Genomic DNA, 14,444 nt, shown 5'->3' with positions numbered 1-14,444 from the left:
AATCCGGATAGTCTGGGGGCGCCATGCGACTCGATACCCTGATCCCCGCGCCGTCCTCCCGCCCCGACCTCGCCGATGCGGTGTACGACGCCTTCGTGGGCTGGGCCGAAGACCGGGGACTGTCCCTCTATCCCGCGCAGGACGAGGCGGTCCTCGAGCTCGTGTCGGGAGCCAACGTGATCCTCGCGACGCCCACGGGCTCCGGCAAGTCCCTCGTCGCGATCGCCGCACACTTCCACGGCCTGGCGACCGGCCAGCGCAGCTACTACACCGCACCGATCAAAGCGCTCGTCTCGGAGAAGTTCTTCGCCCTGTGCGAGATCTTCGGCGCAGAGCACGTCGGCATGGTCACGGGAGACTCCTCGGTCAATCCCGATGCCCCGATCATCTGCTGCACGGCCGAGATCCTCGCCAACCATGCACTCCGCGAAGGCGCCGCCGCCGAGCTCGGCCCGGTGGTCATGGACGAGTTCCACTTCTACTCGGACCCGCAGCGCGGCTGGGCGTGGCAGGTGCCGCTCCTCGAGCTCCCCCAGGCGCAGTTCCTCCTCATGAGCGCCACCCTCGGCGACGTGAGCCGCTTCGAGACGGAACTCACCGAGCGCACGGGACGCACGACGACGACCGTCGCCCACGCTGAACGGCCCATTCCGCTGCACTACTACTACGAAGAGAAGCCCGTCCACGAGACGCTCGAGGAACTGCTCGCGACCAAACAGGTCCCGGTCTACGTGGTGCACTTCAGCCAGCTCGAGGCCATCGAGCGCGCCCAGCAGCTCATGAGCGTGAACATGTGCACGCGCGAGGAGAAGGACCGGATCGCCGAGCTCATCGGGCACTTCCGGTTCGCGGCCGGCTTCGGCAAGACGCTCAACCGACTCGTTCGCCACGGGATCGGCGTCCATCACGCGGGCATGCTGCCCAAGTACCGGCGCCTTGTAGAGCAGCTCGCGCAGGCTGGCCTCCTCAAGGTCATCTGCGGCACGGACACGCTCGGTGTGGGGATCAACGTGCCCATCCGCACGGTCCTGCTCACGGCGCTGAGCAAGTTCGACGGTTCCCGGACGCGTCACCTCAACGCACGCGAGTTCCACCAGATCGCGGGCCGCGCGGGGCGGGCCGGGTACGACACGGCCGGGACCGTCGTCGTGCAGGCGCCCGAGCATGTGGTCGAGAACAACCGCGCGATGGACAAGGCCCGGGCGAAATTCGGCGACGACCAGCGCAAGCTGCGACAGGTCGTGAAGAAGAAGCCGCCCGAGGGTTTCGTCTCGTGGGGCCGGCCCACGTTCGAGAAGCTCGTCGAGGGCTCGCCGGAGCCGCTGACTTCGAGCTTCACCGTCACGCATGCGATGCTCCTGAACCTCATGGCCAGACCCGGCAACCCGTTCGCGGCCGCCCACCGGCTCCTCACTGAGAACCACGAGCCGCGGCCCGTGCAGCTGCGCCTCATGCGGCGCGCCCTGGGCATCCTGCGCGAACTCATCGCCGCGGACGTCGTCGAGCGGATCCCGGACAGCGAGCTGACGCCCGAACAGCGCGCGAGCGGGCACACCCTGCGCCTCATGGTGGACCTCCAGGAGAACTTCGCGCTCAACCAGCCCCTGTCCCCCTTCGCGCTCGCCGCGCTCGACCTGCTCGGTCCCGAGACACCGTCGTACGCGCTCGACGTCGTCTCCGTCATCGAGGCAACCCTCGAGAAGCCCCGGCAGATCCTTTCCGCCCAGCTCAAGCGGGCCCGCACGGAGGCCGTCGCGGCAATGAAGGCGGACGGCATCGAATACACCGAGCGCATGAACGCGCTCGACGCTGTGACGTACCCCGAACCGCTCAAGGAGCTCCTCGAGGCCGCCTTCGGGGAGTACCGCAAGCACGCGCCGTGGGTCGGCGACTTCGAGCTCGCGCCGAAGTCCGTCGTGCGGGACATGTACGAAAGGGCGATGGACTTCGGCGAGTTCGTGCAGTTCTACGGGCTGGCCCGGAGCGAGGGCATCGTACTGCGGTACCTCACCGACGCGTTCAAGGCCCTGCGCCAGACGGTCCCGCAGGACGCTCTGCGAGAGGACCTCGAGGACCTCATCGCCTGGCTCGGCGAGCTGGTCCGCCAGGTGGACTCGAGCCTCCTGGACGAGTGGGAGGAGCTCACGAGCGGCAGGGACCTCCACACCCATGACGCCCCGCCGCCTCCCCCGCCGGCGCTCACGTCCAACGTGCGCGCATTCCGTGTCATGGTCCGGAACGAGCTGTTCCGGCGCGTCGAGCTCTTCGCGGACGAGGACTCCCAGGCACTTGCCGCGCTCGACGGTGAGGCCGGGTTCGGCGTCGAGGCATGGGAGGAGGCGCTCGACGGCTACTTCGAGGAGCACGAGGACATCGCCACCGGGCCCGACGCACGCGGCCCGCAGCTGCTCATCATCGATGAAAGGCCCGGCCTGTGGCACGTGCGGCAGATCTTCGACGATCCCGCCGGCAACCGTGACTGGGGCTTCTCGGCCGACGTCGACCTCGCCGAGAGCGATGCGGCTGGCAGCGCCGTGATCCGCGTGACCAAGATCGGAAGGCTCGACGGTTAGGTTGGAGGTATGAGTTCCTCATCCGTTGCCGTGCCCCGCCGCGCTGATTCTTCCCGCCCACCCGCGCGAGCGAGCCTCCGGCCCGCCGCTCCCCATGACGTCCCCTCGATCCTCGAGCTCATCCACGAGCTCGCGGTCTATGAGAAGGAACCGGACGCCGTCAAGAATTCGGTCGAGGCGCTCACGGACCAGCTCTTCGGGGAGAATCCGGCGATCTTCGCCCATGTCGTCGAGGACAGCACATCCGGCTCGCCGGAGGTGCTGGGCTTCGCGCTCTGGTTCCTCAACTACTCGACGTGGGAGGGCACCCACGGGATCTATTTGGAGGACCTGTACGTTCGGCCCGAGGCCCGCGCCCGCGGCTACGGCAAGGCGCTCCTCACCGAGCTTGCGAGGATCGCCGTCGAGCGCGGCTACGCCCGCGTCGAATGGGCCGTCCTGAAGTGGAACGAACCCTCGATCGGTTTCTACCGCAGTCTGGGCGCATCGCCCCTGGATGAATGGGACACCTTCCGGCTCACGGGTGATGCCCTCGCCGCCTTCGGGGCCGGGCGGTGAGTACAGCGCCGCGTCCGTCACGAGGCACCAGTGGGCTCAGCGGGAGGGTGGCGGCGTCGTTCGCCCACCGTATCGTCGGACGCCATGAGTTCCGCGGACTGCGGACCGTGGAGCATGTCTTCGCGGTCCCGATCGACCATGGACGGCCGGACGGCGAGCTCATCGAGGTGTTCGCGCGGGAGTACACCTCGGCCGCGCATCCTGCGCAAGCCGCCGAGAAGCTGCCGTGGCTTGTGTTCCTGCAGGGCGGCCCGGGAGGCCGGGGCAATCGCGTCACGAGCCTGAGCGGCTGGATGAAGGCAGCCGCGGCGGACTTCCGCATCCTGATGCTCGACCAGCGGGGAACGGGACTCTCGACCCCCGCCGACCGCGTCACGCTCCCCCACCGGGGGGGCGCCGCTGCGCAGGCAGAATACCTCTCGCACTTCCGCGCCGACTCGATCGTCCTGGACTGCGAGGCGATCCGGCGGGAGCTCGGGTCCGGCCCTTGGACGGTGTTCGGCCAGAGCTACGGCGGATTCTGCACCCTCACGTATCTCTCCTTGGCACCCCACGGCCTGCGTCGGGCGCTCCTCACGGGCGGCCTTGCGCCCCTCGAGGGACCGGCTGAACGCGTCTACCGGGCGACCTACGAGCGGGTTGCCGCACGCAATGCCCAGTACTTCGGCTGGTATCCCGACGACCGCGCGGCCGTGTCCGCCGTGATCGGGCACCTGAGGGACCACGACGAGCGGCTACCGTCGGGTGAGCGGCTCACTCCCGAGCGCTTCCAGCTCGTGGGGAGCCTGCTGGGGGGCAACACACGCGTCGACACGCTGCACTATCTGCTCGAGGACGCCTTCGGCGGTGGGGTGGGCGGCTCAGGCGGCGGGAACGGTGCGCGGCTGTCGGATGTGTTCCTGGCTCAGGTCCAAGGGCTCGTGACGCGTGCGCCCAACCCCCTCTACGCCGTCCTGCATGAGGCGATCTATGCCCAGGGCGGGGCCAGCGATTGGGCCGCGTGGCGCGTCCTCGATGAGCGCCCCGAGTTCAAGGCCGACGCCGCGGAGCCACTGTTGCTCGGTGAGATGGTCATGCCGTGGTACTTCGAGCAGGATCCGGCGCTCGTGCCGCTCGCCGATACCGCCGAGATCCTCGCCCAGAAGTCCGACTGGGGGCCGCTGTATGATTCCGCGCGGCTTGCGGCCAACACCGTGCCGGCCGCCGCCGCGGTCTACCGTGACGACATCTTCGTAGACCGTGGACTGTCGCTCGAAACGGCTGGCCGTGTGCGCGGCCTTCAGGTCTGGGAGACGTCGGACTTCCACCACGACGGCATCACCGACGACGGCGAAGCGATCTTCGCGAGGCTCCTCGGCATGGCAGATCCGGACTGAGGGTGAATCCGGCCGCGCGGTCATCACGTGTTAGACACGGGCCGGTCGCCCTCTGCTCATCATCGCGCCCACGAGGAGGGCCACACTGAACGCACCGGCGACGAGGGCGAGGCCGGGGAATCCGACAAGAGACATCACGACGCCGGAGAGCGCACCGCCGAGTGCTCCGGCCAGCCCCATGGCCGTGTCGTTCACACCCTGGGCTTGGACGCGATGCGCCTCGCCCACGCTTTCGGCCAGCAGCGCGGAGCCAGCAATCGTTGCCGCGGACCAGCCGAGCCCGAGGAGGACCAGCGCCACTGTCACCGCAGCGGGACTCGAGGCGCCGATCGCAGCGAGCGCCACGGAGACCAGAAGTATCCCATGGCCTCCCGCGAGGACGCGTCGTCGACCGAGCCTGTCGGCGAGCCAGCCCATGAGCGGCGAAAGGGCGTACATTCCCGCGATGTGCAGGGAGATCGTGAATCCTATGAGCGCGAAAGAGTCCGTGCTCACTTGGTCGGCATGCCCCGAGTGGTCCATGGCTCCCATGGGCGCAACCGTGACCTGCTGCAGATGCAACGGAGTCATCGACATGACGGCGACCATGACAGCATGGGCCACCACGACTCCCGCGACGGCCAAACCGGCACCCGGCGATGTCCGGATCGCGTGCACACCCCCGCCGAAGGCCTTTCGCCAGGCCTGCCGCCCCGTCGGGGCGTATACCTGCCGGGACATCCTGGCCGGCGTCGGTGCGGCCGCGTGCTTCCGTGCTTCGAGGAGCGGATCGGGCCGCAGACCGAACCACAGCAGCGCTCCCGCCATCACCATCCCGGTCACGGAGATGAGGAAGGGTCCAGCTGTCCCGGGCAGGTGGAGGGCTGCCCCAAGTGCCGCGCCGGGCTTGATGAGGTTCGGGCCGGCGACCGCGCCGACGGTGATCGACCAGACCACGAGGGAGAGATCGCGGCCGCGGTGCGCGGCGTCGGCCAGGTCTACAGCGGCAAAGCGCGACTGCAGGTTCACCGCCGATCCGACTCCGAGCAGCGCGCCGCCAATGAGGAGCAGCGCGAGGGACGATGCCATGGTGGCCAGCACGATGCTCAGCGCGCCGAGTGCCGCAAGGCCAAGTCCGGCCACGAGCGCCGTCCGCCGTCCACGGGCCGCCGCGAGACCGCTCAGTGGAAGGGCGGCAACGGCTGCCGTGAGCGTGAGCAGCGTCGTGACGGCACCGGCCCATGCATCGGATCCCCCGTACTGAACAGCAAGAAGCGATCCGATGGCGAGAGTCGCGCCATTCCCGAGCCCGCTCAGGAGCTGGGCAACGGCCAGGACGCCGACGGTGCGCCGCTGAATCCGACGGCGAGCGGCGCCGTCGTGCGCAGCGGGCACCGCTACTTCGGACGCAGCCGGCGGCCCACCACTGCCTTGATGCCCACCACTGTTCTGGATCTCGCCAGCCGGGTTGGCACCGTCGGCCGACAAGTGTGCGCCGACAGTGCCCTCGTCGGCGTCACGCATGGCCGGCTGCCTGCATCTGCCGCAGTTCCTTCTTGAGGTCACCCACCTCGTCGCGGAGGCGTGCAGCGAGCTCGAACTGGAGCTCAGCCGCGGCGCCGTGCATCTGTTCGGTGAGCTGCTCGATGAGGCCGATGAGGTCCTCGGCCGGGGCAGCGGCCAGCCCATCGCGCCGCAGTTCAGATTCGGCGCGCTCGCGTGCCGAGGCAGCCGACGTGCCCTTGGTCCGCTTGCCGCCCTTGCCGCTTCGGCTGCCCTCGAGAAGGGCCCGCGTGTCCTCGTCCTCGCGCGCGAGCTGGTCCGTGATGTCCGCGATACGCTTCCGAAGCGGCTGCGGATCGATGCCCCGCTCCTTGTTGAAGGCGGTCTGGACCTCGCGGCGGCGGTTCGTCTCGTCGATCGCCTGAGCCATCGAGTCAGTGATCCTGTCCGCATACATATGGACCTGGCCGGACACGTTCCGGGCTGCTCGGCCGATCGTCTGGATGAGCGAGGTCGAGGACCGCAGGAAGCCTTCCTTGTCCGCGTCGAGAATGCTCACGAGGGAGACCTCGGGCAGGTCGAGACCCTCGCGCAGGAGGTTGATGCCTACGAGCACATCGAAGGTTCCGAGTCTCAGCTCGCGGAGGAGTTCGACGCGCCGGAGCGTGTCGACGTCGGAGTGGAGGTACTGGACCCTGACGCCATGCCCGAGCAGGTACTCGGTGAGGTCCTCGGCCATGCGCTTCGTGAGGGTCGTGACGAGCACGCGCTCATCCCGCTCCGCCCGATCGCGGATCTCGCCGAGAAGGTCGTCGATCTGGCCCTTGGTGGGCTTGACGATGATCTCGGGGTCGATGAGACCGGTGGGCCGGATGATCTGCTGCACCACGCCGTCGGCCCTCCCCAGCTCATACTTGCCCGGCGTCGCGGACAGGTAGATCGTCTGGCCGATGCGCTCGAGGAACTCATCCCACTTGAGGGGCCGGTTGTCCATCGCCGAGGGGAGCCGGAAGCCATGCTCCACGAGGGTGCGCTTGCGCGACATATCGCCCTCGTACATCGAGCCGATCTGGGGAACCGTCACGTGGGACTCGTCGATGACGAGGAGGAAGTCCTCCGGGAAGTAGTCCAGGAGGCAGTGCGGCGCGGTCCCGGACTCGCGGCCGTCGATGTGCCGCGAGTAGTTCTCGATGCCGTTGCAGAAGCCCATCTGCTGCATCATCTCGAGGTCGTAGGTGGTGCGCATCCGCAGGCGCTGGGCTTCGACGAGCTTGTTCTGCGACTCGAGCAGCTTGAGCCTCTCGGCCAGCTCGTCCTCGATGCCCTTGATCGCGCGGGACATGCGTTCGGGCCCCGCGACGTAGTGGCTCGCCGGAAAGACGTACATCTCCGTCTCCTCGCGGATCACCTCCCCGGTGAGGGGGTGGAGCGTGTGGATCGACTCGACCTCATCGCCGAAGAACTCGATCCGCAGCGCCTGCTCCTCGTACATCGGAATGATCTCGACAGTGTCGCCACGGACGCGGAAGGTGCCGCGGTGGAAGTCCACGTCGTTGCGTACGTACTGCATGGATACGAACTTCCGCAGGAGGGCATCTCGGTCCATCTCCATGCCGCGCCGCAGCGTCACCATGCCCGCCACGTACTCCTCCGGCGTGCCGAGGCCGTAGATGCACGAGACGGTTGCGACAACGATGACGTCACGCCGTGTCAAGAGCGCATTCGTGGCCGAGTGCCGCAGCCGCTCGACCTCCTCGTTGATCGAGGAGTCCTTCTCAATGAAGGTATCCGTCTGGGGGACGTAGGCCTCGGGCTGGTAGTAGTCGTAGTAGGAGACGAAGTACTCGACCGCGTTGTTGGGCAGAAGCTCACGGAATTCGTTGGCGAGCTGCGCGGCGAGGGTCTTGTTCTGGACCATGACGAGCGTGGGCCGCTGGAGCTTCTCGATGACCCATGCGGTCGTCGCACTCTTGCCCGTGCCGGTCGCACCGAGCAGCACGACGTCCTTCTCACCGTTCTGGATCCGCTCCGCGATGTCCGCGATGGCCGCAGGCTGGTCCCCTGCCGGCTGGTAATCGCTGACCACCTCGAACGGTGCGACGACGCGGTTGATCTCCTGGGCAAGACTCATGCACCAAATCTACGCCGGGCAGCGGACAGCTCAGGTCCGCTTCTCCGCGCGATCGCGGAGGGCTGACTACTTCTTCCGGCCGCGCTACTTCTTCCGACGCCGCAGGGGGGTCCGCGTCAGGTACGAGTCGTCGAGCCTATTCATGACCGAAACGGACATCAGCACGAGGAACCAGACGCCGGCGGCGAACCACACGACCCATGCGAGCCCGAACGCGGTGCCGGCGACCACGCCCTTCCACCCCGCATCGTGGCCGGCCATCGCCTCGCTGCGGCCACCGAGGGCAAGCCAGACGATCGCGGCAACGGCCATGAGCACCGCACCGGACCAGGCGAGAGCGCGGACTCCTCCCAGATTGGCGCCCTCAAGATGCTTGCGCCTCGGGCCCTCCGGCTCGCGAGGCGAGCGGGCCTCGGGCGGCAGCGCCGTCACGTCCCCTGCTTGGCTGCCGCCGGGGCCAGAACATCATCCCAGAGCCTGTCCACAGCCTCGCGCAGCTCCGCCAGCGATCCAGTGTTGGCAATGACGTGGTCCGCGGCAGCAAGGCGCTCTTCACGGGTAGCCTGGGCGGCAATCCGCGAGCGGGCCTCCGCCTCGGACATGCCGTTGCGAGCCAGCAGCCTGGCGACCCGCACGTCATCGGGCGCATCCACCACCACGACGACGTCGAAGTTGCCCGCCTGTCCCGTCTCGACAAGGAGGGGAATGTCCTGGACGATCACGGCCTGCCGATCTGCAGCGACCGCGGCGGCGGCGATCTGGGCGGCACGGGCGCGCACCCGCGGATGGACAATGGCGTTGAGCGTCTCCCTCCTTGCCGGATCCGCGAAGACAATGGCGCCGAGCGCCGCACGGTCGAGCGCGCCGTCAGCCGTGAGCACGCCCTGCCCGAACGCAGAAACAACCTCGGCAAGCCCGTCCGAGCCTGCATCGACGGCCTCGCGAGCGAGCAGGTCCGCATCTACAATGACGGCGCCTCGCTCGGCCAACCGCCGTGACACTTCCGATTTCCCCGACGCGATCCCGCCCGTCAGCCCGATACTCAGCACCTGTCCAGCGTAATCGAGCAACCTCCTAGACTGGGGACAGTGACCGAGACCCCGAGCCGTGCCACGGCGTACACGACCGTCGCCGGCGCAAGCCGCCATGAGCTCGAGATCAAGCGCTCGCGGTTCATCACGGTCTTGGCGCGGGTTGACGCCGAAGAGGGAGCGCGCGCACTGATCGCCGACCTAAGGCGCGAGTTCCATGACGCGCGCCACCACTGCAGCGCGTTCGTCCTCGGCCCAGACCGCACCATCCAGCGCAGCAGCGATGACGGTGAGCCCGCGGGAACCGCCGGCATCCCGATGCTGGATGCCCTCACCAAACGGGAGACGCACGACGGCGTGACGGATCTGAGCGACGTCGTCGCCGTCGTGGTGAGGTATTTCGGGGGAATCCTTCTGGGCGCCGGCGGACTCGTCAGGGCTTACTCGGAATCGGTGTCCGCCGGACTCGACTCCGCGCTGCTCGTTCGGCGCCAGCGCCTCCGGCTTCTCGGGATCGAGGCACCGCACGCTGCAGCACCACGCCTCGAGAACGAGCTGCGAACCTCTGGTGTGGTCGTGCTCGGAACGGACTACGGGCCGAGCGACGCAACGCTCAGGATCGCGCTCGAGGACTCGGATGCCCGCGCAGCGGCATTTGCAGCGCGTCTGGCAAGCCTGACCGGCGGTGCGACTCGGGCGGTGCCGCTCGGCACTTCGTGGGTCGATGTCTCCTGACAGCGAGTCCCCTTTCGCCGACCGGCCCGGTCGCCCTTCGGAACACCGCGACCCCGCCACCGAGGCTGGGACTCGGTGCCGTGGCCACAGGGTTTGGGAGCTCTTATAGGCGCACTAGTGGACCGGCGGCGGACCGAGGATCTCGATCTGATGGCGCGCCGCCGCCGCGGTCAGCGCCACAGGGTCGAGCGGAGTGTCGGGAGGCGTGTCGCCCGTGACCGGCTCGCCAGCCTCGGCTGTGAACTCCTCGAAACCCGCGGGAACGGTGATCTGAAGCGTGTGCAGCGGCGCGCCGTCGCCCACGATGAACGTGTGCGTGCTCCCCACGGGGAGGTATACGAAGTCACCGGGGCCAGCGGGGAGCCTCTGCCCGTCCACCACGAAGGTGGCCCAGCCCGAGATGACGTAGAAGCACTCGTCTTCGACCAGGTGCCGGTGCACCGGGGGCGCAAATCCCGGCGGGTTGACGAAGTCGAGGACCGTGAGACGGTTCCGGGTCTGCTCCCCTGAGGCCTTGACGATGACTTTCGATCCGAGGAACCAATACGCCTGACCCTCGCTCGCCGCGAGGACCCGAGCGCCGTGCGCCCTCTCCGGCACTGCTCCGGTGTCCTGTGCTGCTTCGGTCTTCTGGGCTGTCTGCATCGCGGCTTCCATCGCTTCCCCTGGTCCTACACCGGTCAATTGAACGTCTGAGAGATATTCATTAGACGATGTCTTTTGAATAAGACCACGGTAGGGTCGACCTATGGTCAGCGTCAAGGGAGGAAACGAGACCCGCTCCTACGTCTCACCGCGGCGCGAGGAGGCTGCCCGTCAGACGCGCCGCGCGGTACTCACCGCCGCGGCCGAGCACTTCCGCGCCGCGGGCTATGCTGCGACATCATTGGCCCAGATCGCAGAATCCGCCGGCGTCGCCCGGCCAACCGTCACCACGGTCTTCGGATCCAAGTGCGCGCTGCTCAAGGAGGCGCTCGATGAGGCCTTGGCGGGGGACGACGACCCGGTCCCCGTAGCGCAGCGGCCCTGGTTCCGGCCCGTGGTTGAAGCACGGGATCGGGAAGAGCTCTTCGCCGCCTACGCGCACGTGTGCACGGTCATCGGCTCCCGGGCGGCACTGCTGTTCGAGGCAGCGCGACGCGCAGCCGACGTTGGGGAGGATACGCGGGACCTCTGGCGGGCAACCGTCGACAACCGCAGGCGGGGAGCGGCGATGGTCATCGCACGGCTCGAGGACATCGAGGCCGGCCGGTGGGCCATGGGCACCCCGACCGCCGAACGCGCCACCGACGCACTCTGGCTCCTGAACGATCCGGCACACTACCTCGCCCTCGTCCTGGGCCGCGGATGGAGCGAAGACGAGTTCAGTGCCTGGCTCGGCCGCCAGTTCGAGACGGCCGTCAATGTCGCCGCACGTCAGGCAGCCGCGAGCTCTCTCCCCCACGCCTCTGCGCGCTCGATCTCGCCGTCAAGCAGCGGCCCCTCGCTCCCTGCCACGTAGTACCACGTCGGGTCGGCTGCGCGCTCAGCGCCCGCCTTCTCGAGCGCCTGCTCAATCTTCTTCGCCGCGTCTCCATGGATGAAGAGCTTGACGCGGGTGTCGAAAGCGGCCGTGCGCACGCCGTCGAGCACCCCGGGGACCAGTCCATCCAGCCAGACGCCCAGGCCCTCGAGCGGCTTCCACCCGACAATCGGGCTGCCCACGACAAGCAGCGAGCCCGGGCTCAGCTGCGCGGGCGAAAACCCGTCGGCCTCGAGAACACGCGCGTCCGGACCCAGACCGCGCCCGATCGCCTCGGCGATCTGCCGTGTGTTGCCGAACTGCGACGCATACACCACAACAGCGTCCATGGAGGTCCTCCCGGCACGATAGGCGGAGGCGGGTGCTGGGGTGTAACCCGCCTCCACTGGCCAGATTAGGAAGCACGGCCGCGCCGGAGAAGGGGCAAAGGACCCGAAAACGCCTGAAAATGCTGTCTGAAATACGGGTTGCATGCACTGTACAGCCGGCTGACCACGCGGCAAGGCTGCAATGCTCGACAAGGCCGTCACGCACAGCGGGGTTGAGATGCACGTCAAGGGCGGGCCCTGCCATAGCAGGACCCGCCCTTGATGACGGTGTCGATCCCGCGGCCTAGGCGGCCGCGAGCGGGATCAGTTGCCGGTCAGCTTCTCACGAAGCGCAGCAAGCGCCTCGTCCGAGGCGAGAGTGCCGTGCTCGGCTGCCGGAGCCTCCGAGGAGTACGTGGTCGGCGCCGACGACTCGTGGTGGCCCGACGCGGCGGCCGCGTCGTCCGAGAGGTGCTGCGCAACCTGCTTCTTGTGCGCCTCCCAGCGGGTCTGGGCGTCGGCGTACTGCTGCTCCCACGCGGCGCGCTGCGTCTCGTAGCCCTCAAGCCACTCGTTGGACTCCGGGTCGAAGCCCTCCGGGTACTTGTAGTTGCCCTCCTCGTCGTACTCGGCAGCCATGCCGTAGAGCGCCGGGTCGAACTCGGTCGAGTCCGGGTCCACGCCCTCGTTGGCCTGCTTGAGCGACAGGGAGATCCGGCGACGCTCGAGGTCGATGTCGATGACCTTGACGAAGAGCTCGTCGCCCACCGAGACAACCTGCTCGGCGAGGTCCACGTGGCGGACAGCCAGCTCGGAGATGTGCACGAGGCCCTCGATGCCGTCCTCGACGCGGACGAACGCGCCGAACGGAACGAGCTTCGTGACCTTGCCCGGAACAACCTGGCCGAGGGCGTGCGTCCGGGCGAAGGTCTGCCACGGGTCTTCCTGCGTCGCCTTGAGCGAGAGGGAGACACGCTCGCGGTCGAGATCGACCTCGAGAACCTCGACGGTGACCTCCTGGCCGACCTCGACAACCTCGGACGGGTGGTCGATGTGCTTCCAGGACAGCTCCGAGACGTGCACGAGGCCGTCGACGCCGCCGAGGTCAACGAACGCACCGAAGTTGACGATCGAGGAGACGACGCCCGTGCGGACCTGGCCCTTCTCGAGCTTGTTGAGGAAGGACGAGCGGACCTCGGACTGGGTCTGCTCGAGCCATGCGCGGCGGGACAGGACCACGTTGTTGCGGTTCTTGTCGAGCTCGATGATCTTGGCCTCGATCTTCTGGCCGATGTACGGCGCAAGATCGCGGACGCGGCGCATCTCGACCAGCGAGGCCGGCAGGAAGCCGCGGAGGCCGATGTCGAGGATGAGGCCACCCTTGACCACCTCGATGACGGTGCCGGTGACGACGCCGTCCTCCTCCTTGATCTTCTCGATGTCGCCCCACGCGCGCTCGTACTGGGCACGCTTCTTGGAGAGGATCAGGCGCCCTTCCTTGTCCTCCTTGGTGAGGACGAGGGCTTCGACCTGGTCGCCGACGGCGACAACGTCGCTCGGGTCGACGTCGTGCTTGATGGACAGCTCACGGGAGGGGATGACACCCTCCGTCTTGTAGCCGATGTCAAGCAGGACCTCGTCGCGGTCAACCTTGACAACAGTGCCCTCAACGAGATCGCCGTCGTTGAAGTACTTGATGGTGGCATCGACGGCCGCGAGGAACTCCTCGGGCGTGCCGATGTCGTTGATGGCGACCTGCGGCGTGGTAGACGTCGTCGTGGAGGTGATGGTCATGTAGTAGGGGCTCCGATGTGGATAGTTGGTCAGTCGGCCGGACCATGGGCGCGGCACAGGCCGCACTCGTGAACAGACCGAAGAGGTGATTGTCTAACTGTGCTTGTCGCGCGCAATACGCGCCCGTCCAGTCTAATCGGCGCGCGCAATGCGGGTCAAAAGCTGGGGCGGCATCACGCCAAGGCGAGGCCGGCCTTCGACAGCGTAGCGAACGTGACTCCTCTGTCCAGCAATCGCGGCAGGACCGCCTCATAGCCGGGAGCCGTCCCGGACCCCGGCCGGTTCATGTGGCTGATCACGATATCCCCTGGGCCCACCGCCCCCACCGCCGTCACCACCTGGGAGGCAGAGAACGTCGCACCGCCGTCGCCATTGACGGAGAAATTCACCGGAACAAGGCCGACGGCGCGCGTCACCTCCGCGGACACCTCATCGTAGTAGGCGGTTCCGGGCCTGTACCACCGCCCCGGCTCGGGGACGAGTGCTTCGAGGTGCGCCCGGTTCGAGACGAGCTCCTCATACACCGCTGCAAGGGACGCCGTGCCCGCGATGCCATACGCGCTGCGCCCATTCACGGACAGCGGTCGGTGGACGGTGCCATGGTCGGCGAGCTCGAAGAGCGGGTCTGTTGCGAGCTCCGCGCTCGTCCCGGGGTTGGCAGCAATCCAGCGGGCATTCAGGAACAGCGTCGCGGGAACCTTGTTCTTCCTGAGGGCCGAGATGAGCCTTCCGTCCACGCCGTTGCCGCCTGTGCCACCGCAGGCGTCGAAGGTCAGCGCGACTGTGCCCGCGCCCGAGCGGGTCGCGACGCCGGGCACGTCGAGTCCCCAAGTCTTCGGCGCCCGCCCACCGAACCGCGCCTGGACCTGCTCAAGCGTCGGACGAGGCGGAGTTGGGGAAGCATGTGCCGGAACAGTCGGAGGAGTTGTGACGA

General features: G+C 67.9%; 13 protein-coding genes. 5 read left to right on the top strand and 8 right to left on the bottom strand.

Going from position 1 to position 14,444, the window contains the following annotated elements; all coding sequences use genetic code 11:
• The first annotated feature begins 23 nt into the window (after positions 1 to 23).
• From AB5L97_RS09040 to AB5L97_RS09030, 3 genes are all read left to right on the top strand, one after another.
• Positions 24 to 2,573, top strand: a complete 2,550-nt coding sequence (locus AB5L97_RS09040) for a DEAD/DEAH box helicase (protein ID WP_369047249.1) — start codon at positions 24 to 26, stop codon at positions 2,571 to 2,573.
• 9 nt (positions 2,574 to 2,582) lie between these two features.
• A complete protein-coding gene (locus AB5L97_RS09035; protein WP_307956484.1) occupies positions 2,583 to 3,131 on the top strand; it encodes a GNAT family N-acetyltransferase in 549 nt (182 codons plus the stop codon).
• A gap of 107 nt (positions 3,132 to 3,238) precedes the next feature.
• Positions 3,239 to 4,507: an alpha/beta fold hydrolase gene (locus tag AB5L97_RS09030; RefSeq protein ID WP_423246835.1), complete on the top strand. Its 1,269-nt coding sequence runs from the start codon at positions 3,239 to 3,241 to the stop codon at positions 4,505 to 4,507.
• Positions 4,508 to 4,537: 30 nt separating this feature from the next.
• On the opposite strand, the gene AB5L97_RS09025 is transcribed toward AB5L97_RS09030, so the two are convergent.
• From AB5L97_RS09025 to coaE, 4 genes are all read right to left on the bottom strand, one after another.
• Complete coding sequence (locus AB5L97_RS09025; RefSeq protein WP_369047248.1) at positions 4,538 to 6,010, bottom strand: MFS transporter; 1,473 nt, start codon at positions 6,008 to 6,010, stop codon at positions 4,538 to 4,540.
• Complete coding sequence (gene uvrB / locus AB5L97_RS09020; protein WP_369047247.1) at positions 6,003 to 8,120, bottom strand: excinuclease ABC subunit UvrB; 2,118 nt, start codon at positions 8,118 to 8,120, stop codon at positions 6,003 to 6,005. The genes AB5L97_RS09025 and uvrB overlap by 8 nt, the downstream gene beginning before the upstream one ends.
• A gap of 84 nt (positions 8,121 to 8,204) precedes the next feature.
• On the bottom strand, positions 8,205 to 8,552 hold the full coding sequence (locus AB5L97_RS09015; protein ID WP_369047246.1) for a hypothetical protein: 348 nt from the start codon (positions 8,550 to 8,552) through the stop codon (positions 8,205 to 8,207).
• Positions 8,549 to 9,169, bottom strand: a complete 621-nt coding sequence (coaE, locus tag AB5L97_RS09010; RefSeq protein ID WP_369047245.1) for a dephospho-CoA kinase — start codon at positions 9,167 to 9,169, stop codon at positions 8,549 to 8,551. Before coaE ends, AB5L97_RS09015 begins: the two co-directional genes overlap by 4 nt.
• Before the next feature lie 39 nt (positions 9,170 to 9,208).
• Here coaE and AB5L97_RS09005 point away from each other — a divergent pair, with 39 nt between their 5' ends.
• Positions 9,209 to 9,886, top strand: coding sequence for a YigZ family protein (locus AB5L97_RS09005; RefSeq protein ID WP_369047244.1), 678 nt, complete (start codon positions 9,209 to 9,211; stop codon positions 9,884 to 9,886).
• A gap of 114 nt (positions 9,887 to 10,000) precedes the next feature.
• On the opposite strand, the gene AB5L97_RS09000 is transcribed toward AB5L97_RS09005, so the two are convergent.
• Positions 10,001 to 10,531 (bottom strand): cupin domain-containing protein, encoded by a 531-nt coding sequence (locus tag AB5L97_RS09000; protein ID WP_369047243.1) that lies wholly within the window; start codon positions 10,529 to 10,531, stop codon positions 10,001 to 10,003.
• Between the two features lie 103 nt (positions 10,532 to 10,634).
• Here AB5L97_RS09000 and AB5L97_RS08995 point away from each other — a divergent pair, with 103 nt between their 5' ends.
• Positions 10,635 to 11,387 carry a TetR/AcrR family transcriptional regulator gene (locus AB5L97_RS08995; protein WP_369047241.1) on the top strand — a complete coding sequence of 251 codons (753 nt, stop codon included), beginning with the start codon at positions 10,635 to 10,637 and terminating at the stop codon, positions 11,385 to 11,387.
• Here the strand turns inward: AB5L97_RS08995 and AB5L97_RS08990 are convergent.
• The 3 genes from AB5L97_RS08990 to AB5L97_RS08980 form a co-directional block, all read right to left on the bottom strand.
• Positions 11,303 to 11,737 carry a flavodoxin family protein gene (locus tag AB5L97_RS08990; RefSeq protein WP_307956493.1) on the bottom strand — a complete coding sequence of 145 codons (435 nt, stop codon included), beginning with the start codon at positions 11,735 to 11,737 and terminating at the stop codon, positions 11,303 to 11,305. The genes AB5L97_RS08995 and AB5L97_RS08990 overlap by 85 nt on opposite strands.
• Before the next feature lie 303 nt (positions 11,738 to 12,040).
• Entirely contained in the window at positions 12,041 to 13,510 is a 1,470-nt protein-coding gene (rpsA, locus tag AB5L97_RS08985; protein ID WP_307956494.1) for a 30S ribosomal protein S1, read from the bottom strand.
• Positions 13,511 to 13,683: 173 nt separating this feature from the next.
• Positions 13,684 to 14,328 carry a polysaccharide deacetylase family protein gene (locus AB5L97_RS08980; protein WP_369047240.1) on the bottom strand — a complete coding sequence of 215 codons (645 nt, stop codon included), beginning with the start codon at positions 14,326 to 14,328 and terminating at the stop codon, positions 13,684 to 13,686.
• Positions 14,329 to 14,444: the final 116 nt, after the last annotated feature.

The organism is Sinomonas sp. P10A9, assembly GCF_041022165.1.
GTDB lineage: Bacteria > Actinomycetota > Actinomycetes > Actinomycetales > Micrococcaceae > Sinomonas > Sinomonas puerhi.
This window is presented reverse-complemented; position numbering and strand designations above follow the sequence as displayed.